Below are 25,299 nucleotides of genomic sequence, written 5' to 3'. Positions count from 1 at the left end.
AGGTAAATTAGCTCACACTCGCTCGAGGATCATGGCGATGCCCTGACCCACGCCAATACACATCGTACACAACGCATAGCGCCCGCCGCGGCGCTGCAGCTCAAGGCTGGCGCTCAGCGCCAGACGCGCGCCGCTCATGCCCAGCGGATGGCCTAACGCGATGGCGCCGCCGTTGGGATTCACATGCGCCGCATCGTCCGGCACGCCCAGCTGTCTGAGCACGCCCAGCGCCTGAGCGGCGAAGGCCTCATTCAGCTCAATCAGATCCATATCGTGGATATTGAGTCCCGCCCGCTCCAGCACTTTACGCACCGCCGGTACCGGCCCCAGCCCCATCAGCCGCGGTTCGACCCCTGCCGTCGCCATCGCCACGATACGCGCGCGCGGAGTGAGCCCCTGGATAGCGGCCTGCTGTTCGCTGGCGACGATCAGCGCCGCGGCGCCATCGTTGACGCCGGAAGCATTGCCCGCGGTAATGACGCCGCCCTGACGGAACGGCGCTTTCAGTTGCGCCAGCTGCTCAAGCGTGGTTTCCGGGCGCGGATGCTCGTCCTCGCGCACATCGCTGACCGCCCCTTTCCGACCGACAATCTGCACCGGCACGATCTCCTGCGCCAGAATGCCATCGCGCTGGGCCTGCGCCGTGCGCTGCTGGCTGCGCCAGGCGAAAGCATCCTGATCGGCGCGGCTAATATTTAACAATTCAGCTACATTCTCGGCCGTTTCCGGCATGCTGTCAGTTCCGAAGTGTTGCGCCATGAGCGGGTTCACAAAACGCCAGCCAATGGTGGTGTCAAACAGCTCCGCCTGACGCTGATACGGCGCGCTAGCCTTCCCCATCACAAACGGCGCGCGCGACATCGACTCTACGCCGCCGGCAATCAGCAGATCGGCATCGCCGGCTTTGATCGCTCTGGCGGCAAAGCCGATCGCATCCAGACCAGACCCACATAGACGGTTAATCGTGGTGCCCGGTACGGTATGCGGGAAACCTGCCAACAGCGTCGCCATATGCGCCACATTGCGGTTATCTTCACCCGCCTGATTCGCGCAGCCGTAAATCACGTCATCGATCGCGGTCGGGTCAAGCCTGGGGTTACGGCTCAGCAGCTCACGCAGCGGGATCGCCGCCAGGTCGTCGGCGCGCACGCTGGCCAGCGCGCCGCCGTAGCGGCCAATCGGCGTGCGGATCCCGTCACAAATAAAGGCCTCGCGCATTAGACTTCTCCTGTGATTGTGCCGCCGATGCGGTGCGATTTGCCGCGAAACAGGGCCACAATTTTTTGCTGTTGATTAACAATTTCAATGTCGTAGACCCCGGTCAGCTTGCCCTGCTGTTTGACTCGGGCGGTGGCGACCAGCCGGTCCCCGGCAAACGCCGGGCGAAGGAAATCAATGCTGGCCGCCGACGCCACCGCCGCCAGCCCCTGGCTGTTACAGGCGTAGGCGAAAGCGGTATCGGCAAGGGTAAATAGCTGACCGCCGTGACAGGTTTGATGGCCGTTAAGCATGTCCGGCGAGACGGTCATGGTCATCTGCGCAAAACCATCGTCCATTTCGATAAGTTCGATCCCCATCTTTCTGGCGCAGGTATCTTTTTCGTACATCACGCGCGCGTTGCGCCACGGATCATTGCTCATGGTGCTTCTCCATTAGCGCCTTCTGGCGCAACAGGGAACCGGGGCGATAGCGCTCCTCGCCATAATGGTGATGCAGGTTCTCCAGCAGGCGCAGCACGCGGCGCCAGCCGAGGCTTTCCCCCCACGCCAGCGGGCCCTGCGGGTAGTTGACGCCAAGACGCATGGCGGTATCGATATCCTGCGCGCTGGCCACCCCTTTCTGCAGTGCGTCCAGCGCTTCGTTAACCAGCATCGCCACCGTGCGCCACACCAGCAGGCCGGGATAATCGGCGATGCGCAGCACTTTCTTGCCCTGCTGCTGGAAATAGTGCACCGCTTTGTCCGTCGCCGCTGGCGCGTTGGTCGCCGCGGCGGCCAGCACCACCGTATCGCTGGCGCACAGGTCATACACCACCACCGGACGGCGATGCTTAACGCTCAGCGCCAGGGCGGTTTCGCCTTCGGTCTCCAGCAACAGAAGCTCGTCCAGCTCGGTGACACTGTCACTTACCGTCATCACGGATTGCGCGCCAGTGGCGACCGGCGGCAGCGTCACCTCCGGCTGCGTCTCCGCAGGCCAGCGATAGACGCCGTGACCGCTCTTTTTCCCCAATCGCCCGGCCAGCGCCAGCTCCTGCTGCAGGAGCGATGGCAGGTAACGCCGGTCCTGCCAGAAGGCGTTAAATACCGAGCAGGTCACGGCGAAGTTGACGTCCTGGCCAATCAGGTCCGTCAGCGCCAGGGGCCCCATAGGGAAGCCGCCGCCGTCACGCAAAGCGGCATCGATAACTTCCGGGGCGGCCACCTGCTCCTCCAGCGCCCGCCAGGCTTCAGCATAGAACGGACGCGCCACGCGGTTAACGATAAAGCCGGGCGTCGAGCGGCAGCGAACCGGCCGTTTCCCCCAGCCGCTCACGCACTGGCACAACTGCTCCACCACTTCCGCAGACGTCGCCAGGCCGCTCACCACCTCGACCAGCTTCATCACCGGCGCCGGATTAAAAAAGTGCAGCCCGGCCACCCGCTCCGGGTTTTTGACCCCGGCGGCGATGGCGGTAATCGAAATCGACGAGGTGTTGCTGGTCAGCAATGTTGACGGCGAGCAGATCGCCGCCAGCTGCGCGAACAGCGCCGCTTTCACCTCCAGCCGTTCAGAGGCCGCTTCGATCACTAAATCTGCGTCGGCCAGCGCGGCTAAATCGTGGGCCGGATGCAGCCGCGCCAGCAGCGCGTCGGCTTGCTCAGGGACCAGTTTGCCGCGCGCAACGCGCGACGCCAGACGCCCGGCGATGCCCTCAATCGCCTGGCCTACAGCCTTAGGGTTAATATCAAAAATACGCACCGGATGTCCTGCGGCAGCAGCCACTTCGGCGATGCCGGCCCCCATGGTGCCGCTGCCGATCACCGCCACGTTGGCTAAGGATGTCGTCATCATCTATTTCCCGCTGAACTGTGGTGGCCGTTTGGCCAGAAACGCGCTGACCCCTTCGCGGTAATCATCGCTGCGCCCGGCGAGGCGCTGATAATCGCGCTCCAGATCCAGCTGCGCGTCGAGACTGTTGGTTTCCGCCGCCAGCAGCGCCTTTTTAATCAGCCCAAGACCAAACGTCGGCTGGGCCGCCAGATGGCGCGCCAGCTGCAGACTGGTATCCGCCAGTTCGGCATCGTCCACCAGTTGCCAGATAATCCCCCACTGCGCGGCCTGTTCCGCGCTGAGGCTGTCGCCCAGCAGCGCCAGCCCCATCGCGCGCGCGCGGCCGGCCACCCGCGGCAGGAACCAGCTGCCGCCGCAGTCCGGCACCAGCCCGAGCTTGCTGAACGCCATCACAAACTTGGCCGAACGCGCGGCCAGCACGATATCGCAGCCCAGCGCCAGGGTGGCGCCTGCGCCAGCGGCTACGCCGTTGACCGCGCAGATAACCGGTTTCGGCAGCGCCGCCAGACGGCGCACTAACGGGTTGTAAAAGCGTTCCACCGACAGGCCGAGATCCGGCGGCGGCCCACTGGGGTCGACGTTGCGGTCATTCAGATCCTGGCCGGCGCAAAATCCGCGGCCGGCGCCGGTGATCAGCAGGCAACGCACGCCGTCGTCGCGCTCGGCCTGCTTCAGACATTCCGCCAGCTGCTGATGCATCCGATCGTTAAAACTGTTGAGGCGGTCCGGGCGATTGAGAGTGATGGTCATGACGCCCTGTTCCACTGCGCTGAGAATGAAAGCTTCCACGATTAGCGTCCTTTAAAGTCCGGGTTACGTTTTTGTAAGAAGGCGTCGATGCCTTCGCGGCGGTCTTCGGTGGCGCTCAGCAGGCTGAACAGCTGGCGCTCCTGCTGGAGACCGGCCTGCAGGCTCACTTCCTGCGACAGGCGCAGCGACTGTTTCGCCGCCCGCAGCGCCAGCGGCGCATGGCGGGCGATGGTGGTCGCCAGTTGCAGGGCATACTCATCGGTTAACGCCGCCGGATGGACATCGCTCACCAGCCCGGTCTGCTGCGCCTGACGGGCGTCAATACTCTCGCCGCTCAGCACCATCCGGCTGGCCAGCGCCTTGCCAACGCTGCGGATCAGCCGCTGGGTGCCGCCAGCGCCCGGCATTATGCCGAGGGTAATTTCCGGCAGGCCAAAGCGGGCGTTGTCCCCGGCGACAATCAGATCGCACAGCAGGGCCAGCTCGCAGCCGGCGCCGAGGGCGTAGCCGTTGACCGAGGCGATCAGCGGTTTGGGGAAGGCATCGATACGCGCCCACAGCCGCGGGCGGATATCGTCCAGGGTCGCCGGGAGATCTTTCTCCGCCATCTCATTCAGGTCGGCCCCGGCGGCAAAGAAGCGCGGGTTACCGCTGATGACGCAGACGCTGACGCGGTTATCAGCGGCCGCGACCTCCAGCGCCTCGGCAATCTGGGTTAATAAGGCATTGTTCAGTGCATTGCGGGCCTGCGGACGGTTGAGCGTCAGCTGCAGCACCCGGCCATGGCGGTGGATCAGCAGCTCGCTCATGCCATCCCCCGCGCGTCAAAGTCGACAACTACGTCGCCGCTGGTGGGCAGCGCCTGGCAGCTCAGTACATAACCCGCCGCCAGCTCATCCGCTTCGAGGCTATAGTTGGCGGCCATCGCCACTTCGCCGCGCAGCACTTTGCATTTACAGGTGGCGCACACCCCGCCCTTGCAGGCAAACGGCAGGTCTGCCCCCTGACGCAATGCGGCATCCAGGATGCTGTCGTCTTCGGCGCTGAGGGCGATCAGCCGATCGCGCCCGTCCTGGCGGATGGTGACCGTGCGTCCCTCCGCCTGCACCCCGGCGGCGCGCTTAACGCTGCCGCCCGGCGTATTGAAGCGTTCGAGATGAATCGATTTCTCCGCTACGCCAAGTTCACGTAACGTTGCTTCCGCCTCGTCCATCATCGTCGCCGGACCGCAGATAAAGGCCTCGTCGAAACGGCTGAAATCCAGCAGATGGTCAGCGAGCTGGCGCAGTTTGTCGCCGTCAATGCGCCCCTGTAAAAGATCGCTGTCCATCGACTCCTGGCTGAACAGATGTATCACCTGCAGGCGCTGCGGATAGCGGTCTTTTAAATCGGCTAGCGCCTGGCGGAACATCATGCTGTGGCTGTTGCGGTTACCGTAGATCAGCGTGAAGCGACTGTACGGCTCGGTGGCCAGGGTGGCGCTAACGATCGCCATCATCGGCGTGATCCCGGAGCCGGCGGCAATCGCCAGATAGTCGCCCTGCCGTTCGGCCTGAGGCTGATAGCCGAAATGCCCCTGCGGCACCATCACCTCCAGCTCCATCCCCTGCTGGATATCGTGCTGGGCGTAGCGCGAGAAGCGCCCGCCGTCGATGGCTTTGATCGCGACGCTGATCTCTCCCGGCGTGCGGCTGCGGCAGATGGAGTAACAGCGGCGCAGCTCTTCACCGCCCAGACGGGCTTTTAGCGTCAGATGCTGGCCCGGGCGAAAACAGTATTCCGCCTGCAGGGCTTGCGGGATCGCAAAAGTGATGGTCACCGCATCGCGGGTTTCCGGCTCGACTCTCGCCACCTTAAGCGAATGGAACGTCGTCATGGCAACCTCAAATACATTTAAAGTAATCAAAAGGTTCCCGGCAGCTGTCGCAGCGATAGAGCGCTTTGCAGGCCGTGGAACCGAATTCGCTAAGCAGCGAGGTATGGATGCTGCCGCAGCGTGGACAACTCACCTCGGCGGGCATATCCGCATGGCAGGCGTGCCCCTGGGGCGGGCTGATGCCGTACTGGCGCAGGCGCTCGCGGGCATCCTGACTCATCCAGTCGGTGGTCCACGGCGGATCCAGCTGCAGGACGATGTGGACCGGCAGATAACCATGCTCGCTCATCACTGCGCGGATCTCCCCCAGCAGATGCTCCGTCGCCGGACAGCCCGAATAAGTCGGGGTAAAGCCAATCACCCAGCCGTCGCCGTGGCGCGCGACGCTGCGCACCATGCCGAGATCGGTGATGGTCAGCACCGGTACTTCCGGGTCCGGGATCGCGCTTAACAAGCCCCAGATAGCGCGCACCTCGGCGGGAGCGATGTCATCTAAACGTTGCATCTTCTCCTCCCTTACCACTGCAGGCCGGGATGCGAACGCTGCAGATATTGCATCTCCGCCAGTAGCGGGCCGAGATGTTCACTGTGCAGCCCCTGTTTGCCGCCGCTGCGGAAGGCCGCTTCCTGCGGGATCGATAAGCCTGAGTCAAGCAGCGCGGTATGCACGGTGCTTTGCCATTCGGCCTGAAGCTCGCGCGGATCAACCGCAATGCCCTGCCCGACCAGGCTGAGCTCCAGGTCATCGGCAAGGAACAGTTCGCCGGTGAAGCGCCACAGATTGTCGACCGCCTGCTGCATTTTGCGCTGGGATACCTCGGTACCGTTGCCAAGACGCTCCAGCCAGCCACGGCTGAAGCGCTGGTGGTAGCGCACCTCTTTCAGTCCTTTAGCGGCAATGGCCGCCAGCTGCGCGTCGCGGCTGTTCACCAGCCGGCTGTACAGGGCGACGTGCCAGACGTCGATAAAGAACTGGCGGGCGATGGTGTCGGCAAAATTGCCGTTGGGCTGCTCCACCAGCAGCAGGTTGCTGAACTGGCGCTCATCGCGGCCGAAGGCCAGGGTATCTTCGTCGCCGCAGCCGTTAAGCTCGGCGGCATAGCTTAAAAAGTTGCGCGCCTGGCCGAGCAGGTCGAGGCCGATGTTGGCCAATGCCAGATCGATCTCCAGCTCCGGGGCATGGCCGCACCAGGCGCCTAAACGCTGGGCCAGCACCAGGCCGTTGTCGCCAAGACGCAGAGCGTAGGTGGCGACGGGATTCGGGTTTTTCATCGCCGCCTCACATATGTTCCATGCCGTCCGGCACGGTATAGAAAGTCGGATGGCGGTAGACTTTGCTTTCCGCCGGGTCGAAGAATTCGCCGCGATCTTCCGGCTGCGAAGCAACGATTTCGCTGGCCTTCACCACCCAAATGGAGCAGCCTTCGCTGCGGCGGGTGTAGGCGTCGCGGGCGTTTTCCAGCGCCATTTGATCGTCGGCGGCATGCAGGCTGCCGACGTGACGATGGGAAAGCCCCTGTTTGCTGCGAACGAACACTTCATATAACGGCCAGTAAACTTTGCTCATGTTGTCTCTCCTTATGCCGCGCTGCGGGCCTGCTGTTTTTGCGCATGGGCCAGCGCGGCTTCGCGCACCCATTCGCCCTCTTCCCAGGCCTTACGCTTGGCGGCCAGGCGTTCGTGATTGCAAATCCCACGGCCGCTAATCACCTCGTTAAATTCCTGCCAGTCGATTTCGCCGAAGCGGTAGTGGCCGCTGGCTTCATCAAACTGCAAATCCGGGTCCGGGACGGTCATGCCGAGGATCTCCACCTGCGGCACGGTGTTGTCGACGAAGCGTTGACGCAGCTCGTCGTTGGAGTGCAGTTTGATTTTCCACGCCATGCTGCGGGCGCTGTTTGGCGAGTTGTCGTCGTTGGGGCCAAACATCATCAGCGCTGGCCACCAGAAGCGGTTAATGGCGTCCTGCAGCATTTGCCGCTGCGCCTCATTGCCCTGCGCCAGCGCCATGCAGGCTTCGAATCCCTGGCGCTGGTGAAAGCTCTCTTCTTTGCAGATTTTGACCATCGCCCGGGCATAGGGCCCGTAGGAGGTCCGGCACAGCGCCACCTGGTTGACGATAGCCGCGCCATCCACCAGCCAGCCGATCACGCCGATATCCGCCCAGCTCAGCGTCGGGTAGTTAAAAATGGAGGAGTATTTCATCTGCCCGTCGAGCATCTTCTGATACAGGTCTTCCCGCGCGCAGCCAAGGGTTTCCGCGGCGCTATAGAGATACAGCCCGTGTCCAGCCTCATCCTGTACCTTAGCCAACAGGATCGCTTTGCGGCGCAGCGTCGGCGCGCGGGTGATCCAGTTGCCTTCCGGCAGCATACCGACGATCTCCGAGTGCGCGTGCTGGCCTATCTGCCGAATCAAGGTCTTACGGTAGGCATCCGGCATCCAGTCCTGCGGTTCGATGGCCGTTTCCTGCGCGATGCGCTGGTCAAAGCGTTGTTCTTCTGTCACGTCATCACCTTTATGATTCCGATATTCACAACAAAAACATTAATGTGAATCACTTTGTTTATTGAAGGTTACATATTGGTTAAATAAAACCACAAATTTTGTTTGCTCTTTTTGTGATAATCTCCGCAAAACCTTTTGTAAACCACAATAAATACAGTAAGTTAAGCATAAGGCGTAACGCCATCGCGATCACAATGTTAATAATTTATTAAATACTGACTTGCATTTTATGATTCATAAAAGAACTATTTATAGATATCACACGTAACACATTTGGAGATTTGCGATGCAGCAGTTAGCCAGCTACTTATCCGGCGCCTGGCAGACCGGCCGGGGCCGCGCCCGTACTATTCATCACGCCATCACCGGCACGGCGCTGTGGGAGGTGACCAGTGAAGGTCTGGATATGGCGCAGGCGCGCCGCTTCGCGATTGAGCGCGGCGGTAAGGCGCTGCAAGCCATGACCTTTATTGAACGCAGCGCGATGTTAAAAGCGGTGGCGAAACACTTGCTGGCGCAGAAAGACCAGTTCTACGCCATCTCGGCGCAAACCGGCGCCACCCGCGCCGACAGTTGGGTGGATATTGAAGGCGGTATCGGTACCCTTTTCACCTATGCCGGGCTGGGCAGTCGCGAACTGCCGGACGATATCCTGTGGCCGGAAGACGAGCTGATCCCGCTCTCAAAACAGGGCGGTTTTGCCGCGCGTCATGTGCTGACATCAAAATCAGGCATCGCCGTCCATATCAACGCCTTCAACTTCCCCTGCTGGGGAATGCTGGAAAAACTGGCCCCCACGTGGCTTGCCGGTATGCCAGCTATCATTAAACCGGCCACCGCTACCGCCCAGCTCACCCAGGCAATGGTGAAAGCGATTGTCGACAGCGGCCTGGTGCCGGAGGGCGCCATCAGCCTGATTTGCGGCGGCGCGGGCGATCTGCTCGACCACCTCGATAGCCAGGACGTGGTGACCTTTACCGGCTCTGCCGCCACCGGCCAGCGGCTGAGGTCGCACCCCAACCTGGTGGCCAAATCGATTCCCTTTACCATGGAAGCGGATTCGCTCAACTGCTGTGTGTTAGGCGAAGACGTCACGCCGGAGCAACCGGAGTTCGCGCTGTTTATCCGGGAAGTGGTCCGCGAGATGACGGCGAAAGCCGGACAAAAATGTACCGCTATCCGCCGCATCATCGTCCCGCTGGCGCAGATCAATGCGGTTAGCGATGCGCTGATCGCCCGCCTGCATAAAGTGACCGTCGGCGACCCGGCGCAGGAAGGGATTAAGATGGGGGCGCTGGTTAATCACGAGCAGCGTCGGGACGTACAGGAGAGCGTCAATAAACTGATTGCCGCCGGCTGCGAAGCGCTGCTTGGCGGACAGGCGGACCTCAGCGCGGCCGGAGCCTTTTTCCCGCCGACGCTGCTCTACTGCGCGCAGCCGGATGAAACCCCGGCGGTTCACGCCATTGAAGCCTTTGGCCCGGTGGCGACCCTGATGCCCTACCAGGACCGCCAGCATGCGCTCACGCTGGCACGCGCCGGCGGCGGCAGCCTGGCGGGGACGCTGGTTACCGCCAGCGGCGAACTGGCGCGCGAGTTTATCCTCGGCGCCGCCCGCGCGCATGGTCGTATTCAGATACTGAACGAGGCGTCCTCGGTCGAGTCAACCGGCCACGGTTCGCCGCTGCCGCAGCTGGTGCACGGCGGCCCCGGCCGCGCCGGCGGCGGAGAGGAGCTCGGCGGACTGCGTTCGGTGAAACACTATATGCAGCGCACCGCCGTCCAGGGCAGCCCAACGATGCTGGCGACCATCGGCCAGCAGTGGGTACGCGGCGCCCAGGTGAGCGAAGATCACATTCACCCGTTTCGCAAATATTTCGAAGAGATCCAGCCCGGCGACAGCTTATTAACCCCTCGCCGGACCCTGACCGAAGCGGATATCGTTAACTTCGCCTGTCTGAGCGGCGACCATTTCTACGCCCACATGGACAAAATCGCCGCCGCCGAGTCGATTTTCGGCGAGCGGGTGGTCCACGGCTATTTCCTGATCTCCGCGGCGGCCGGTCTGTTCGTCGATGCCGGCGTCGGGCCAGTTATCGCCAACTACGGGATGGAAAACCTGCGCTTTATTGAACCGGTCAAGCCGGGAGACACCATCCAGGTGCGTCTGACCTGTAAGCGGAAAACGGTCAAGCGGCAGCGCAGCGCTGAGGAGAAAGCCACCGGCGTGGTGGAATGGGCGGTAGAGATTTTCAACCAGCACCAGCAGGCGGTGGCGCTGTATTCCATTCTCACCCTGGTGGCGCGCCAGCAGGGGGATTTCCCGGCGTAATGGCGGAAAATAGACCGCTGGCGCTCTGTTGGCCGGTCCTTTAGCTATTGCTTGCAACGGTTTCGCCCTGAGAAGTCCTTTATGTTATCTGTGGCTTCAGCGCACATGGCGCTCCCGGTTAGTCTTTTGCGTTATGCCTGGCATGGCGCAGGGAGCGCACAGGGGGCGGCCAGTCGCCGCCGCCACCCGGCGACATCACGGGTTCCGTGCCTGATATCTTGCCCGGCGGCGCTGCGCTTGCGCGGGCCTACGGGGTGTGAGCCTGTGAGTGGATCCTGTAGGCCGGGTAAGGCGCAGCCGCCACCCGGCGACATCACGGGTACCGTGCCTGGTATCTTGCCCGGCGGCGCTGCGCTTGTGCGGGCCTACTGGCAGTCAGCCCCGGACAGGTAGGCCGGGTAAGGCGCAGCCGCCACCCGGCAAAAAAATCGGCGCACGTGTTCAATGCCTCTGCGGAGGCATTTTTTACGTCCCTCTGGCAAAACTGACAAATAACCTGGCAAGAGCAAACAAACGCTACGGCGCCGCGGGCTGGTAGCTTAAGGGTGACAAAGCCGACATTCGCAGCGGCATAAGACAACACAACAATAAGATGAGGTCACAATGGCAAACGGCTTGAAATTTTCCCCGCGTAAAACCGCGCTGGCTCTCGCTGTCGCGGTGGTTTGCGCCTGGCAATCCCCGGTCTTCGCTCACGGCGGCGAAGCGCACATGGTGCCATTGGATAAAACGCTGGAGGCGTTCGGCGCTGACGTGCAGTGGGATGACTATGCGCAAATGTTTACCCTGATAAAAGATGGCGCCTACGTCAAAGTGAAGCCGGGCGCCAAAACCGCGATCGTCAACGGTAAACCCCTTGATCTGCCGGTGCCGGTGGTGATGAAGGAAGGTAAAGCCTGGGTCTCCGATACCTTTATCAACGACGTGTTCCAGTCCGGTCTCGACCAGACCTTCCAGGTGGAAAAACGCCCTCACCCGTTAAACTCGCTCTCGGCGGCGGAAATCAGCGAAGCGGTGACCATTGTCAAAACCGCGCCGGAGTTCCAGCCGAATACCCGCTTTACTGAGATTTCCCTGCACGAGCCGGATAAAGCGGCGGTATGGGCCTTTGCCCTGCAGGGAACGCCCGTTGATGCCCCCCGCACTGCCGATGTGGTGATGCTGGATGGCAAACAGGTGATGGAGGCGGTGGTCGATCTGCAAAACAAAAAAATCCTCTCATGGACGCCGATCAAAGGCGCGCACGGCATGGTGCTGCTCGATGATTTCGCCAGCGTGCAGAACATCATCAACGCCAGCAGCGAATTCGCGGCGGTGCTGAAAAAACACGGTATTACCGATCCTGGCAAGGTGGTCACCACCCCGCTCACCGTCGGCTACTTCGATGGCAAAGATGGCCTGCAGCAGGATGCGCGTCTGCTGAAGGTGGTCAGCTATCTCGATACCGGCGACGGCAACTACTGGGCGCACCCGATTGAAAACCTGGTGGCGGTGGTCGACCTGGAAGCAAAGAAAATCATCAAAATCGAGGAAGGCCCGGTGATTCCGGTGCCGATGGAACCGCGTCCGTATGATGGCCGCGACCGCAACGCCCCGGCGGTGAAACCGCTGGATATTACTGAACCGGAAGGCAAAAACTATACCATTACCGGGGATACCATTCACTGGCGGAACTGGGATTTCCATCTGCGTCTTAACTCGCGCGTCGGGCCAATCCTCTCGACGGTGACCTACAACGATAACGGCAAAAAACGCCAGGTGATGTATGAAGGTTCGCTCGGCGGGATGATCGTCCCCTACGGCGACCCGGACGTCGGCTGGTATTTCAAAGCCTATCTGGACTCCGGCGATTACGGCATGGGCACCCTGACCTCGCCGATTGTACGCGGCAAAGACGCGCCGTCGAATGCGGTGCTGCTGGATGAAACCATCGCCGACTACACCGGCGCGCCGACCACCATCCCGCACGCCGTCGCCATATTCGAGCGCTACGCCGGGCCGGAATATAAGCACCTGGAGATGGGCAAGCCCAACGTCAGTACCGAGCGCCGGGAGCTGGTGGTGCGCTGGATCAGCACCGTCGGCAACTACGACTATATCTTTGACTGGGTATTCCACGACAACGGCACCATCGGCATCGATGCCGGCGCCACCGGGATTGAGGCGGTGAAAGGCGTGCTGGCGAAAACCATGCACGACCCGAGCGCCAAAGAAGATACCCGCTACGGAACGCTGATCGACCATAATATTGTCGGCACCACCCACCAGCATATCTATAACTTCCGCCTCGACCTCGACGTGGACGGCGAAAACAACACTCTGGTGGCGATGGACCCGGAGGTGAAGCCCAACACCGCCGGCGGCCCGCGCACCAGCACCATGCAGGTGAATCAGTACACGATTGACAGCGAACAGAAAGCGGCGCAGAAATTCGACCCGGGTACGATTCGCCTGCTGAGCAACACCAGCAAAGAGAACCGCATGGGTAACCCAGTCTCTTACCAGATCATCCCTTACGCTGGCGGCACCCATCCGGCGGCGACCGGCGCCAAGTTCGCCCCCGACGAGTGGATCTACCATCGTCTGAGCTTTATGGATAAACAGCTGTGGGTGACGCGCTACCACCCGAGCGAACGCTATCCGGAAGGCAAATACCCCAACCGCTCCGCTCACGATACCGGGTTAGGCCAGTATGCCAAGGACGATGAGTCGCTGACGCACCAGGATGACGTGGTGTGGATCACCACCGGCACCACCCACGTGGCGCGCGCTGAAGAGTGGCCGATCATGCCAACCGAATGGGCGCACGCCCTGCTGAAGCCATGGAACTTCTTTGACGAAACGCCGACCCTCGGCGAGAAGAAACAGTAATCTCAACCCACGGTGAAATCGAGCAGGATTTTACCGCCTCTTCCCGGCTGGCCGGCGGCGGCAATCGCCTCGCGCCAGTCGTTCAACGCCACCCGCTGGGCCGGCGGTTGCGTGGTCGTCGGCAGCCGCTGCCAGATCTCATCGAATGCCGCCCGCCATGCCGCCACGCTGAGGCCAGGCAGCGCCTCCCGCAGATGAAACTTGCGCACCGCCGCGCTGGCGCGCGTCTGGATCAACGGCCGCCCGGATAATAAGCCGTAGGAGACCAGGGTCGACGACGCGGGCAGCACCGACAACAGCGTGTTCCCCAGCTCCCCGCCCACCGCGTCAAACACCAGATCGCTGTGCTGGCTGACCTTCTCCACCAGCGCCCGATCGGCGTCGAGGATCGGATAGATCCCGGCCTGCTCCAGACGCGCCCGATGCTGCGGCGAGCGAATAATCCCGCTTACCGAACGGGCGCCCATGGCCAGCGCCCACTGCCCCAGCAGGCTGGCGCAGGAGGAGGCGGCGGCGGTCAGCACGATCTGTTTCCCGGCAACCGGCCAGCGACTGAGCATCAGCATCGCCGTCAGCGGATTGATATACCCGCGGGCGGCCAGCAGATCGTCCACCGCCGGGGGAACCGGCACCAGCCAGGTCTCATCGAGATCGATAAACCGTTGCCAGGTGCCGCCCCCGCGCAGGGGCAGCACCCGCTGGCCCGCGGTCAGTCGGCTGCCGAATGGCGCGGCGACCACCTCGCCAAGGCCTTCGTAGCCGGGGATGGCCGGCAGTCGGGTACGGTGGCGATAGGCGCCGGTGATGGGGATCAGATCTGAAGGATTCACCGGGGCATAGCGCATCCTGACCCGCACCCGTCCACCGGCCAGCGGCGCCAGCGGGGCGCGTTTCAGCGTTAGCACCGCGGCCGGCGGCCCGTAGCGGTCATAAACAATGGCGTCGTTGAACATCGACTGGCTCCAGACAACGAAAGACGGGATCATAGCAGATCCCGTCCGAAGCCGCTTACGCTGGTGGCCAGACCTGGGGGAACAGTGGAGAATCCAGCGGGTCGCCGTCCCGCAGGGTCAGCTCGGGGAACGGCGGCGACGTCACGCCGCCGCGGTCGGCAAAGGCGGCGTCATCCCCCACCCAGCGGGCGGAGAAGACCCGTCGCGCCCGCGCTCCAGGGTTGCCGCGGGCGCCATGGACGGTGCGAAAATGAAAGGCCACCGCATCCCCCGGCTCCAGCGCCCAGCTGACGATATCGTACTCGTCCTCATGGGCGTCGATATCCGGCAGCGCGCTGAACCGGGTGTGCTCGTAGAGCCTGGTGCCATTGAAGCGGGTGGGACTGTACTCCGCCTCCCAGCGATGCGACCCGCGAATGCAGCGCAGCGAGGTGGCCTCTGCTACCGGGTCCAGTGGGATCCAGAAGCTGACGTTCTGTCGGCCGGAGACGCAATAGTAAGGCTGGTCATGATGCCAGGGGGTGACCGTGCTGCCCCCGGCGGGTTTGACCAGCGTATGCTCATGGAAAAATTTCGCCGTCTGCGACTGCATCAGCGCCGCGGCGATTTCGGCGGCGGCCGACTGGAAGACAAACTCGCTAAACGCCGGGATCCGCGACCAGTTGCAGTAATCCTGAAAAAAAGGCGGCGAACCATCTTTGGGGATCACCGTGCGCGCATGACCATATTCGCTGGGGCTGGCCATCAGCGCCGTGACCCCCTCGGCGAGGCGCTCAACCCAGGGGGTAAAAACGCCCTTCAGTAATACCACGCCATCCGCCTGCCAGCGGTCGACTGTCGCTTGATCGATATGGTGAGAGTGTTGGTTGTGCATCGCTTGGGTTCCTGTGTGGGTGGATCAGGTAAGCGGTTCTGCGGGCTCGGCGCGCATCCACGCGCAAAGCTGGCCCAGCATCGCCATGCAGCGTTCGGTCTGGTCGATGCTGATGTACTCATCGGCCTTATGGCCCTGGGCCATGCTGCCCGGCCCGCAGACCAGGGTCGCAACGCCCATCTCGTCGAACAGTCCCCCTTCGGTGCCGAACGCCACGGTGGAAAACCGATCGCTGCCGCACCACTGCGCCAGCCAGCGGGCGAAGTCGGACTGTGGATCGCTGAGCAGCGGCGGGTAGTGGCTCAACAGCTGAAACTGGATGTCGCTTCCGCCGCCGACCCGGCGCATCTCCGGCAGCAGCCGGCGGCGGGCGTAGGCCGCCAGCGCTTCGGTAACCGCTTCGGGACGCATCCCCGGCAGGTAGCGGATTTCAAAATCAAAGCGACAGGACTGCGGAACGATGTTCAGCGCGGCGCCGCCCTGAATGGTGCCCACCTGCAGGGTGCTGAAAGGCGGCGAAAAGCGGCTGTCCTGCTGCCGGGCCAGACGTGCGCCCAGCCGATCCAGGCGGTTGATCAGCCTGGCCGCGTAGCGGATGGCGTTCACCCCCTGCGGGGCATAGGCCGAATGGCAGGCCTGGCCCTCAATGCAGCAGCGCATGGCCAGTTTGCCTTTATGACCGAACACCGGCTGCATCTCCGTCGGCTCGCCGATGAGGCACAGCGCCGGTTTCTCCGGCGAGGCCTGCAGAAATTCCACCAGGCTGCGCACGCCGAGGCAGCCGACCTCTTCGTCATAGGAGAAGGCCAGATGCAGCGGCATCCGCAGCGGCGCCGCCAGAAAGTCATCCACCGCCGCCAGCACGCAGGCGAGAAAGCCCTTCATATCGGCGCTGCCGCGGCCGTAGTAGCGGCCATCGCGCTCGGTCAGGCTGAACGGCGGCACGCTCCAGTCCTGCCCGTCCACCGGGACCACGTCGGTATGGCCCGAGAGCATCACCCCGCCGCCGCCGGACGGCCCCAGCCGGGCGTAGAGATTGGCCTTTCCCCCCGACGGGTCATAAAAGCGGCGGGACGCCACGCCGCGGGCGGCGAGAAAATCGGCGATCCAGTCGATCATCGCCAGGTTTGAATGGCGGCTGGTGGTATCAAAGGCCAGCAGCGCGGCAAGGATCGCTCCCGGCGTGTTATTCATCGCCAGGCACGCCATAGGCCGGCGCCTCGCGCGGGTCGAGCGCCCGGGTAATATAGGCCTCCATTTGCGGCTCCCACGCCAGCCACAGCTGCTCAAGGGCCGCCAGCGGATCCGCTTCCGCCCAGTCAATGCGCAGGTCGACCACCGGCCACGGGTAATCGTCCACCACCTTCACCGCCGCCGAGTGGACCGGCCCGGCCTCGCCCCCGGCGACGATCCCGGCGCGCAGTCCGGCCAGCAGCCGGCTGGTCAGCTCACCGGTGGCGGCCTCAAAGGCGCCCACCATCGCAGCGATCACCCCCTCACTGGCCAGCATGTTGCCCGCCGCCACGCAGTTATCCCCCGCCAGGGCGCCGCCGATCCCGAGGGTGAATTCCCCGCTGAACACCGCCGTGTCGCCGTTGGCGTCAATCGCCGCGACCTGGCGATATTCGCGGAAGCGATCCTCCGCCAGCGCCTGCTTCAGGGCCTGCTCAACGCTGGCTCCCGCTTCGAGCGCGCTGAGGATCTGCGGCCCCAGCGACGGCAGGGTAATGTTCTGGCTGGAAACCGCCCCCACGCCGGGCAGCAGCCACGGACAGCGCGACCCGACGGCCATGCTCGATGAACTAATGGCGATGCCCAACTGACCCGTTTCCGGGCAACGGGCGGTAAGGGAAAGGGTCATTCTGCCGCCTCCCCCTGCCAGTCGTCAGGGATCACCGCCGTGACGTCAATCTCCATCAGCCACTGCGGCTGCGCCAGGGCCGACACCACCACCCCGGTGGAGATGGGAAAGACCCCTTTCAACCATTTTCCCACCTCCTGATAGACCGGCTCGCGATAGCGGGGGTCGATCAGATAAGTGGTGGTCTTGACGATATGCGAGAGGTCGCTGCCGGCCTCTTTCAGCAGCTGCTCGACATTCTTCATCGCCTGTTCCGCCTGGGCTCGCGGGTCGCCGAGGCCGATCAGGTTGCCGGCGAAATCGGTGCCGACCTGGCCGCGAACGTAGACGGTATTCCCGGCCCGCACCGCCTGGCACAGATCGTTGTTCAGCGCCTGGTTCGGGTAGGTCTCTTTGGTGTTAAACATGCGAATACGGGTATGGGTTGGCATCAAAGCACTCCTTCAGGAAACGGTTATCAGGACGGCTGGTAACGCTGATACTGGCGCTGAATGGCGATCTGGTCGGCAATATATTTGGCATCGTGCCAGACGCCCCAGATAAAGGTGGACCCGCGCCGCGACAGCCACGGCAGGCCGAGAAAATAGACCCCCGGCTCCGTCGACACGCCGCGGTGATGCTGCGGCCGCTGCGCGTCATCGAAGGCGTTGACCTTCAGCCAGCGATAGTCGGTGGTATATCCGGTCGCCCAGATGATGGCGCCGATCCCGGCCTCGGCCAGGTCGAGGCTAAGCAGCGGGTCGCTGACGCAGGCCGGATCGGGCAGAAACTCACGGGCGGAGGGCTCTTCAGGCAGATCAGAACCGTTGCGCGCTACCCAGTCGTCGGCGGCGTCGAGCAACGCAAGATAAGAGGCATCGCCGCGGCGGATATTCTCCGCCAGGTCGGGGTGGAACAACGCCCTGGCGCCGTCAAAGCCGCGGGTCTGCCCCACCAGGGTGACCCCCTGATGCGCCAGTTGGCGAAAATCGACGGTATGGCCGCCGCGCGCGCCGCTCACCGCGATAGTGACATGCTCTTTCCCCGGCGCATTGGCCGCGGCGTCCCACATTCCCAGCACCCCGAGCCACCAGCAAAAATCGCGCTGGCGATAGCGACGCGGCGGCCGGTCGTGCGCCCCCACCGACAGCCACACCGCGCGTCCGGCACGCTGCAGCTCATCGGCAATCTGGACGCCGGAGGATCCGGCCCCCACTACCAGCACGCCGCCCTCCGGCAGCTGCTGCGGATTAAAATAGTGCGCCGAGTGGAGCTGCTGAATAGCCGGACTCTGCGGGGCGATCGCCGGGATCGCCGGGCGCTGAAAGGGTCCGGTGGCCGCTACGATCCGCTGCGCCTCAATCACCCCCTGGGAGGTGTCGACACGAAAGCCCGGTCGCCCGGCGAGGCGTACGGCGCTGTACACCTCCACCCCGGTACGGATCGGCGCATTGAAGCTGCGGGCATAGGCGGCAAAATAGTCCGCAACCTGCTCTTTGCCGACAAAGCTATCCGGCGGGCAGTCCGGGAACACCATCCCCGGAAACCGATCGTGCCAGGCCGGGCCGTTGGCCACCAGCGAATCCCAGCGCCCGCTGCGCCAGGCCTGGGCAATACCCTGTTTCTCCAGCACCAGGTGGGGGATATCCTGCCGGGTCAGATGCTCGCTCATGGCGACGCCCGCCTGCCCCGCGCCGACCACCAGGGTATCGATCTCGGTTATCTGTTCAGTCATTTCTCTATCCTTCAAGCACAGTTGCCGACGAGGTCGCCGGAATTGACGGCTTTCAGGTTATTTAACTGTGACGAATTGGTAAAATATTATAAAACGATCGACTGAATAGAATTTTACGAGGCTGATTGACGACAAAAAAATAACGCCTGCCGGATCGACAGGCGTTATTTCAGCCGTGAGAGGGGGTTAATTCGATACTGCGGCAATAATCCATAAACAGTTGCGTTGGCCGCGTCGGCTCATTATTAGCGAGATGCGCCATAATTAAGGTTGAGGCGGGCATATCGTCGGCAATATCCCGCTGCACCACCCTTTCACCATCGTAGGTCATATCGCAACAAGGCCGGGTGACCAGCACCGAAAAACCGAGTCCCTGACCGACCATACAGCGCACCATTTCGATAGAGGGTGAGCTGTAAGCTACTTCCGGGTGATAGCCTTTTTCCTTAAAGATGGAGATGAAATAATTTTTGCTCGGGACCGCATCAAGGAGGATCATTGGCTCGCGGCTCAGCTCCTGCAGCGTCACCTGCGCCTTTTGCGCCAGCGGATGCGCGGCGGGCAGCAGCGCGTAGGGTTTATGCGGGGCGTTAAGCCGTTCTTTATTGATCGAGTGGCCAAGCTCCAGATCGTAGACCAGCGCCAGGTCAAAGCGGCCGCGGTGCAGGCCATGCATCAGCTCATGCTGTTCGCCGTCATACAGATGCAGCGTAATTTCCGGATAGCATTTCTTAAATCCAGCCACCAGCTTCGGCATATACAGCGGAGCTACCGATTCAAAGCAACCGATGGAGATCATGCCAGAAACCAGCTCTTTATCCGCCCGCGAATTCTGCTCAAATTCCCACGACAGGCGCAGCAGCTCCTTCGCTTTATCGTAGATCCGCCGACCGCTGGACGTGAGCGAGACGCCCTGCGCGTGGTGGCGAATAAACAGCTGCTGGTCGAAGGTGCTCTCCAGATTCTTAATGGCAATGGAAATCGACGGCTGCGCAATGTGCAGCTGGCGGGAGGCCTCGGCGATACTCTCCGTCTCCACCACGGTGACGAAATATTTGAGCTGCTTCAGGGTAAATCGGTTCATAGCATCACCATTGATAAAATATGGTCCGGCGCACGCAGGAAATAGTTTTCCTCTAAGTCCCAAGCAATCCGCGTGCCACCCGCGAAAAATGGCGGCGCATTGCCCGCCAGGGGGCGATATTATTTATTCTCCTCCCGCGCCGGCACGGTTTATTTCCGCTTTTGCACCATCATGCAACACGCTGCACATTGAGCAGGCAGCGGTCGCCCCAGTTTCGCGCAAAATAACCTGCCTGCATAAAATATCGTTATTCAATTGCAGCTATTGTTTTTAAATTGTTTACGCAAAGTATCCTGATAATCACTTTAAATTCCATATCGTTAATAACGCTGTATAGTTTTTTTAAACTTAAAGACCAAAAATTTACTAATTGCCTCTGAAAGCATCCTGCCAGCATAGTGTATTCGCACGATGAACACCGGCGGCTCCCCATTAATGCACAGCCGAGCCGCTTTCATTTAGGTTAATTATGACGAGTGAAATAGCCCATGACGTTTAACTGGAACTACATGTTAAGCCTGCTCAGCGATGCCGATTTTTGGTGGGCCACCTGGACCGTCATTAAATTAAGTCTGCTGACCTGGGGCTGCAGTATTGTGCTCGGCTTTATTCTGGCGCTGGCTAAACAGTCGCCGCGCGGCTGGTTATCCACCCCTGCCCGGCTGTATATCTGGTTATTTCGCAGTATGCCGCTGCTGGTCCTGCTGATTTTTGTCTACAACATGCCGCAGGCGCTGCCCTCCTTCGCGCCGGTGCTGAACGATCCCTTCTGGGCCGGCCTGCTGGCGATGGTCCTCAGCGAAGCGGCCTATATTGCCGAGATCCATCGCGGCGGGCTGCTCTCCATCCCCCGCGGGCAGAGTGAAGCCGCGCGGGCCCTGGGTTTACGCTACGCCGGGATCCAGTGGCGGGTGATCATTCCCCAGGCGCTGCGCGTCGCCCTGCCGGCGCTGGCCAATGAGTATATCGCCATTGTGAAGCTCAGTTCGCTGGTGTCGGTGATCTCCCTGACCGAAATATTGATGGTCGGCCAGCAGCTTTACTCGCAGAACTTTCTGGTCATGGAGACCATGACCGCCGTGGCGTTTTATTACATCTTTATCGTCACGGTGTTCGATTTTCTGCTGAAACGGCTGGAGAACTACCTCGATGTCACCCGACGCGACACCGCCCGGCCGGTGGATGCCGAGATGCAGCAGTTGGCGACCGCCCGGCGCCCGGCGATGGCGCGCAGCGTCTCCCAAGGCCAGGAGCCGGCGCTGCAGGCCTCTAAGCTGCATAAGGCCTACAACAATGTCGAAGTGCTGGGGGCGGTGAGCCTGCAGATCCAGCCCGGCGAAGTGGTCTCGGTTATCGGCCCGTCGGGCTCGGGGAAAACCACCCTCATTCGCCTGCTAAACGGTCTTGAGCAGATCGATAACGGCGAAATTCAGATTAACGGCCAGCCCTTTATTCATCTCGACCGTCAGGGGCAGCATAAGCCGCGCTTTATGGAGAATGCCGAACACCGTCTGAATATCGGCATGGTGTTCCAGAGCTTTAACCTGTTCCCGCATCTGACCGTGTTCGGCAATCTGCTGCTGGCTCCGCGCTATCACCATCTGGCGAGCGACGCGGAGCTGCGCCAGCACGCCTGCGAGCTGCTGCACAAGGTGGGCATGCTGGAACACGCCTGGAAGTATCCGCACCAGCTCTCCGGCGGTCAACAGCAGCGGGTGGCGATCGCCCGCGCCCTGATGATGCGTCCGCAGATCATGCTGTTCGATGAGCCCACCTCGGCGCTGGATCCGGAAAAAGTGAATGAGGTGCTGCAGGTTATCGAATCCCTGGCCCACGAAGGCATCACGATGGTCATCGTCACCCACGAGATGAACTTCGCCTTCAAAGTGTCTGACCGGATCGTGTTTATGGAGAAAGGCCGGGTGGTGTGCGATGACACGCCGCAGGCGATGCGCAGCGGGCAACACCCGCGGGTCGAGGCCTTTCTGAAAGATGTTTCTCTGGCTTAACTATCGGGACGTGAAGAGGAAAAACTATGATTGCGCAGTGGCAAATTGAGCAGTTTCATCAGCAGGGTTATCTGGTGGTCGAAGGGGTGCTTTCCGCCGCCGACATCGCCACGCTGCAGAGCGATTTCGACGGCTGGGTCGAGGAGAGCCGCCGTCACGCGACGGCGTGGGGAGAAACCCTTGACGGGCGGCCGCGTTTCGATATCGAACGCGACCATGCTCCCGACCATCCGTCGCTGCGCCGGGTCGCCTCCCCGACGGAGATCTCCGAGGCCTATCGCCATACTGCGCTGAATTCGCGGATGGCGACCATTGCCGCGCAACTGATCGGCGGCAACGGCACCCGTTTTCACCACAGCAAAATTAACTCCAAGCTGCCGCACACCGCCACCGAGGTGAAATGGCATCAGGATTTCCTCTTCACCCCGCACAGCAATGACGACATTATCACCGCCCTGCTGATGGTCAGCGAGGTGACGCCGGAAAATGGCCCGCTCAATGTGGTGCCGGGCAGCCATCAGGGGCCGCTGTGGTCCCACTGGCAGGAGGGTCGCTTCACCGGGGCGGTGGATGACGAGGTGGTGACGGCTCAGTGCCAGCAGCCGCAGGCCTGTTTTGGCCCGGCGGGCTCAGTCTGCTTTATGCATACCCGCCTGCTGCACGCCTCCAGCCCCAACGAAACCGCCCTGCCGCGCACCCTGTTCATCAGCGTCTACGCCGCTGAGGATGCGCTGCCCTTCGGCGAAAACCCGCTGCCGAGCCGCCATGCCGGCCAGCTGGTGGCCGGGGAAGAGAGCGGTCTGGTGCGCAGCACCAATAACCAGCTTCGCCTGCCGCAGAAGCCGCGCGGCGCTTCGTTTTTTGTTCAGCAGGCCGGTGCCGATCGCGCCAGCATGTAATTCGCCCACACTCCGGAGGTTTTATGACACGCTTTTTCGCACCACGCCCGCTGGCTCTGCTGCTCTGCGCAGCGGGGGCTCTGACATCCCTGAACGCGCTGGCCTTCCAGCAAAGCGGCAAGATCACCGCCGGTTCGGACATGACCTTTTTCCCTTACGAGTACATGGAGAACAACAAACCGGCGGGGTTTGATATTGAACTGCTCGACGGTCTGGCGAAGAGCATGGGCCGCGAGGCGGTGAATATCGACACCCGCTTCCCCAACCTGATCCCCGGACTGCAGGGCGGGCGCTTCGATATCACCAACTCGTCGATGTACATTACCGCCGAGCGCCTGAAGGTGATCGACATGGTGCCGTACCTGAAAAGCGGGGAAGCGATCCTCGCCCGCAAAGGGAGCGACTACCAGCCCAAGACGCCGGAAGACTTCTGCGGGCATAAAATCGGCTCGATGGGCGCCACCTCGTGGCTGGCGCAGTTGCAGAAGCTTTCCGCCGACTACTGCGTGAAGAAAGGGCTGAAGCCAATTGCGCTGAGCGTCTATACCACCGACCCGCAGACCACCCAGGCGCTGCTGTCGCGCGCAGTGGATGCGCAGATCACCGACGCCGCCGTGGCGCGCGGGGTGGTGGAAAAGCTGGGCGACCGGGTGGCGATCTCCTCTGACACCCTGATCTATCCGGTGCTGAACGGCTTTGGCGTTAAAAAAGGCAACACGGAGGTGAAAACCGCCCTCGAACAGGCGCTGAAAAAATACAGCGCGACGCCGGAATATGCCGCCTTGCTGAAGAAATATCACTTCCAGGCGCCGACGGCAGAGGATCTGCAGACCCTGATGCCGAAAGCGGAGTAATGCCCATGCGCGATTCCGATGAAGAGCAGATCCGCATCGACCTGGCGGCCACCTTTCGCATCATTGCCCATCTCGGCATGCATGAGGCGGTCGCCAACCATTTCAGCGCCGCGCTCTCCGCTGACGGGAAAACGTTTTTACTCAACCCGAAGTGGAAACACTTTTCGCGCATCCGCGCCAGCGATCTGCTGGTGCTGCACGCCGATGATGAACGTTGCGCCGCGCGACCTGACGTCGATGCCACCGCGTGGGCCATTCACGGGCAGATCCATCAGCGACTGCCCGACGTGCGGGTGGTGCTGCATCTGCACCCGGTGTACACCACCAGCCTCGCCTGTCTGGCGACGCCGCAGATCCTGCCCATTGACCAGAACACGGCCCGCTATTTTAACCGGGTCGCCGTCGATACCCTGTACGGCGGGATGGCGGACACCGCGGCAGAAGGCGCACGGCTGGCAGGGCTGCTGACGGATAAACGCCGTCTGCTGATGGGCAACCATGGGGTGCTGGTGACCGCTCCGACTATCGGCGAAGCGTTCGACGATATCTGGACCCTGGAGCGCGCCTGTCAGATCCTGATCACCGCCTGGTCAACCGGCCAGCCGCTGAAGGTGCTGTCAGACGCGGTGGCGGAAAAAACCGCCCAGGACTGGGAGAAAATTGCCGATTTCTCCCGGCAGCACTTCGCCGAGATGAAGCAGTTGATGATCGACCTCGATCCCTCCCTGGTGGATTAACCCCGCGCCAGCCCGGGTCAGCCCGGGCCGTCGCTGGCCGCCGCCAGCAGCGGCACGATGATATCGCTGAGCGGCGTCGGTATGCCGTGTTGACGCCCGCGACGCTGTACCACCCCGTTACGAATATCCCACTCCAGCGGTCGGCCATGCAGGCGATCGATCAGAATAGAGGTGCTTAAGTCGGCAGGCGCCCGATGAAAGCCGGCGATGATCTCCTCCGGCACGCTGTCGCTCAGGACGGCCCCTTCCGCCCGCGCCACCTGCAGGCATTCGCGCAGATAGGCCAGTCCGAGGGCGGTGATCTCCTCCCGGGCGAACATCCCGGCGCGTCGTCCGGTCAGCACCATCAGTCCGGCGACGGCGTTCTGCAGCAGTTTACGCCAGGCGACGCTGGTAAAATCCGCCGCCAGCTCCACCGCGTAGTGGGTTCCCGCCAGCGCCTGCTGCACCCGCTCCGCCCCCGGCACATCCGGCAGCGTCAGTCGCGGCGCGGCGCGCAGCCAGACCGAAGCATCGGCGTCGCGCTGCGCCGGAAACCAGACCACCGACGGCAGCACCGTCGCGCCGCCGGTCAAAGGGGCAAACTGCTGGCGCTGCTCGACGCCGTTTTGCAGCACGCACACCACGGTGTCTGGCGAACACAGGGCCGCCAGCCACGGGGCGATGGCCTCCGTCTGGGTGGCCTTCACCGCGACAAACACCAGGTCGAAGGGGGCGGCTATCGCCGTCGGGTCGGTGAGCACCGGGCCGGGCACCACGATCTCACCCTCATCAGTGCGCAGCACCAGCGACGAATGGGCAGTGCGCCCGCAGACCACCGGCGCCCTCCCCACCGCAAACAGGGCGGCGGCGATCGTGGTGCCGATGGCGCCGGGACCAATTAGTGCAACTTCAGGAAATGCAGTCATGCCGAAGACCTCCTC

24 protein-coding genes are annotated in these 25,299 nt (G+C 62.3%); 6 read left to right on the top strand and 18 right to left on the bottom strand.

The window, feature by feature from the left end:
• Positions 1-12: 12 nt before the first annotated feature.
• The 10 genes from pcaF to paaA are packed head-to-tail and all read right to left on the bottom strand — an operon-like array spanning position 13 to position 8,188.
• Positions 13-1,218, bottom strand: a complete 1,206-nt coding sequence (gene pcaF / locus GQR96_RS10820; RefSeq protein ID WP_032455936.1) for a 3-oxoadipyl-CoA thiolase — start codon at positions 1,216-1,218, stop codon at positions 13-15.
• The gene (paaI, locus tag GQR96_RS10815) at positions 1,218-1,640 is read right to left on the bottom strand and encodes a hydroxyphenylacetyl-CoA thioesterase PaaI (RefSeq protein ID WP_004204043.1); all 423 of its coding nucleotides are present in this window, start codon (positions 1,638-1,640) and stop codon (positions 1,218-1,220) included. Before paaI ends, pcaF begins: the two co-directional genes overlap by 1 nt.
• Positions 1,630-3,054 carry a 3-hydroxyacyl-CoA dehydrogenase gene (locus tag GQR96_RS10810; protein WP_074384452.1) on the bottom strand — a complete coding sequence of 475 codons (1,425 nt, stop codon included), beginning with the start codon at positions 3,052-3,054 and terminating at the stop codon, positions 1,630-1,632. The genes paaI and GQR96_RS10810 overlap by 11 nt, the downstream gene beginning before the upstream one ends.
• On the bottom strand, positions 3,055-3,843 hold the full coding sequence (gene paaG, locus GQR96_RS10805) for a 2-(1,2-epoxy-1,2-dihydrophenyl)acetyl-CoA isomerase PaaG (RefSeq protein WP_004204040.1): 789 nt from the start codon (positions 3,841-3,843) through the stop codon (positions 3,055-3,057).
• A gap of 2 nt (positions 3,844-3,845) precedes the next feature.
• Positions 3,846-4,613 (bottom strand): 2,3-dehydroadipyl-CoA hydratase PaaF, encoded by a 768-nt coding sequence (paaF, locus tag GQR96_RS10800; RefSeq protein WP_069135599.1) that lies wholly within the window; start codon positions 4,611-4,613, stop codon positions 3,846-3,848.
• Entirely contained in the window at positions 4,610-5,680 is a 1,071-nt protein-coding gene (paaE, locus tag GQR96_RS10795) for a 1,2-phenylacetyl-CoA epoxidase subunit PaaE (RefSeq protein ID WP_004204038.1), read from the bottom strand. Before paaE ends, paaF begins: the two co-directional genes overlap by 4 nt.
• A gap of 7 nt (positions 5,681-5,687) precedes the next feature.
• A complete protein-coding gene (gene paaD, locus GQR96_RS10790; RefSeq protein WP_069135598.1) occupies positions 5,688-6,185 on the bottom strand; it encodes a 1,2-phenylacetyl-CoA epoxidase subunit PaaD in 498 nt (165 codons plus the stop codon).
• Between the two features lie 11 nt (positions 6,186-6,196).
• The gene (paaC, locus tag GQR96_RS10785; RefSeq protein ID WP_069135597.1) at positions 6,197-6,952 is read right to left on the bottom strand and encodes a 1,2-phenylacetyl-CoA epoxidase subunit PaaC; all 756 of its coding nucleotides are present in this window, start codon (positions 6,950-6,952) and stop codon (positions 6,197-6,199) included.
• Between the two features lie 7 nt (positions 6,953-6,959).
• Positions 6,960-7,247 (bottom strand): 1,2-phenylacetyl-CoA epoxidase subunit PaaB, encoded by a 288-nt coding sequence (gene paaB / locus GQR96_RS10780; protein ID WP_002902768.1) that lies wholly within the window; start codon positions 7,245-7,247, stop codon positions 6,960-6,962.
• 11 nt (positions 7,248-7,258) lie between these two features.
• Entirely contained in the window at positions 7,259-8,188 is a 930-nt protein-coding gene (gene paaA / locus GQR96_RS10775) for a 1,2-phenylacetyl-CoA epoxidase subunit PaaA (RefSeq protein WP_002902764.1), read from the bottom strand.
• 286 nt (positions 8,189-8,474) lie between these two features.
• On the opposite strand from paaA, the gene paaZ reads away from it, so the two are divergent.
• Positions 8,475-10,520, top strand: a complete 2,046-nt coding sequence (gene paaZ / locus GQR96_RS10770; RefSeq protein ID WP_069734189.1) for a phenylacetic acid degradation bifunctional protein PaaZ — start codon at positions 8,475-8,477, stop codon at positions 10,518-10,520.
• 603 nt (positions 10,521-11,123) lie between these two features.
• A complete protein-coding gene (gene tynA / locus GQR96_RS10765; RefSeq protein WP_065904089.1) occupies positions 11,124-13,391 on the top strand; it encodes a primary-amine oxidase in 2,268 nt (755 codons plus the stop codon).
• 2 nt (positions 13,392-13,393) lie between these two features.
• Here tynA and GQR96_RS10760 read toward each other — a convergent pair whose 3' ends face one another.
• From GQR96_RS10760 to GQR96_RS10730, 7 genes are all read right to left on the bottom strand, one after another.
• Positions 13,394-14,377: a zinc-dependent alcohol dehydrogenase family protein gene (locus GQR96_RS10760; RefSeq protein WP_074384451.1), complete on the bottom strand. Its 984-nt coding sequence runs from the start codon at positions 14,375-14,377 to the stop codon at positions 13,394-13,396.
• Positions 14,378-14,399: 22 nt separating this feature from the next.
• Positions 14,400-15,218 carry a phytanoyl-CoA dioxygenase family protein gene (locus tag GQR96_RS10755; RefSeq protein ID WP_004204030.1) on the bottom strand — a complete coding sequence of 273 codons (819 nt, stop codon included), beginning with the start codon at positions 15,216-15,218 and terminating at the stop codon, positions 14,400-14,402.
• Positions 15,219-15,242: 24 nt separating this feature from the next.
• Positions 15,243-16,412, bottom strand: a complete 1,170-nt coding sequence (gene argE / locus GQR96_RS10750; RefSeq protein WP_064150667.1) for an acetylornithine deacetylase — start codon at positions 16,410-16,412, stop codon at positions 15,243-15,245.
• Positions 16,405-17,079, bottom strand: coding sequence for a DUF1028 domain-containing protein (locus GQR96_RS10745; RefSeq protein WP_032455929.1), 675 nt, complete (start codon positions 17,077-17,079; stop codon positions 16,405-16,407). The genes argE and GQR96_RS10745 overlap by 8 nt, the downstream gene beginning before the upstream one ends.
• Positions 17,076-17,510 carry a RidA family protein gene (locus GQR96_RS10740; protein ID WP_004190423.1) on the bottom strand — a complete coding sequence of 145 codons (435 nt, stop codon included), beginning with the start codon at positions 17,508-17,510 and terminating at the stop codon, positions 17,076-17,078. The genes GQR96_RS10745 and GQR96_RS10740 overlap by 4 nt, the downstream gene beginning before the upstream one ends.
• 26 nt (positions 17,511-17,536) lie before the next feature.
• Positions 17,537-18,793: a flavin-containing monooxygenase gene (locus GQR96_RS10735; RefSeq protein ID WP_065904081.1), complete on the bottom strand. Its 1,257-nt coding sequence runs from the start codon at positions 18,791-18,793 to the stop codon at positions 17,537-17,539.
• A 169-nt stretch (positions 18,794-18,962) separates the two neighbouring features.
• On the bottom strand, positions 18,963-19,877 hold the full coding sequence (locus GQR96_RS10730) for a LysR substrate-binding domain-containing protein (protein WP_004204026.1): 915 nt from the start codon (positions 19,875-19,877) through the stop codon (positions 18,963-18,965).
• Between the two features lie 488 nt (positions 19,878-20,365).
• Here GQR96_RS10730 and GQR96_RS10725 point away from each other — a divergent pair, with 488 nt between their 5' ends.
• Genes GQR96_RS10725 through GQR96_RS10710 form a run of 4 tightly spaced genes read left to right on the top strand, consistent with a single transcriptional unit; the run spans position 20,366 to position 24,376 of the window.
• On the top strand, positions 20,366-21,886 hold the full coding sequence (locus GQR96_RS10725; RefSeq protein WP_004204025.1) for an amino acid ABC transporter permease/ATP-binding protein: 1,521 nt from the start codon (positions 20,366-20,368) through the stop codon (positions 21,884-21,886).
• Between the two features lie 26 nt (positions 21,887-21,912).
• Positions 21,913-22,785 carry a phytanoyl-CoA dioxygenase family protein gene (locus tag GQR96_RS10720; protein WP_032455926.1) on the top strand — a complete coding sequence of 291 codons (873 nt, stop codon included), beginning with the start codon at positions 21,913-21,915 and terminating at the stop codon, positions 22,783-22,785.
• A 23-nt stretch (positions 22,786-22,808) separates the two neighbouring features.
• Positions 22,809-23,639 carry an ABC transporter substrate-binding protein gene (locus tag GQR96_RS10715; protein WP_004204023.1) on the top strand — a complete coding sequence of 277 codons (831 nt, stop codon included), beginning with the start codon at positions 22,809-22,811 and terminating at the stop codon, positions 23,637-23,639.
• Between the two features lie 5 nt (positions 23,640-23,644).
• Complete coding sequence (locus GQR96_RS10710; protein ID WP_004204022.1) at positions 23,645-24,376, top strand: class II aldolase and adducin N-terminal domain-containing protein; 732 nt, start codon at positions 23,645-23,647, stop codon at positions 24,374-24,376.
• 17 nt (positions 24,377-24,393) lie between these two features.
• Here the strand turns inward: GQR96_RS10710 and GQR96_RS10705 are convergent, their stop codons facing one another.
• Positions 24,394-25,284: an oxidoreductase gene (locus GQR96_RS10705; RefSeq protein ID WP_069734190.1), complete on the bottom strand. Its 891-nt coding sequence runs from the start codon at positions 25,282-25,284 to the stop codon at positions 24,394-24,396.
• Positions 25,285-25,299: the final 15 nt, after the last annotated feature.

This window comes from Klebsiella sp. PCX, assembly GCF_021869705.1.
Classification (GTDB): domain Bacteria; phylum Pseudomonadota; class Gammaproteobacteria; order Enterobacterales; family Enterobacteriaceae; genus Klebsiella; species Klebsiella quasipneumoniae.
Note: the sequence above shows the minus strand (reverse complement) of the source record. Positions and strands in the feature narration are given on the sequence as shown.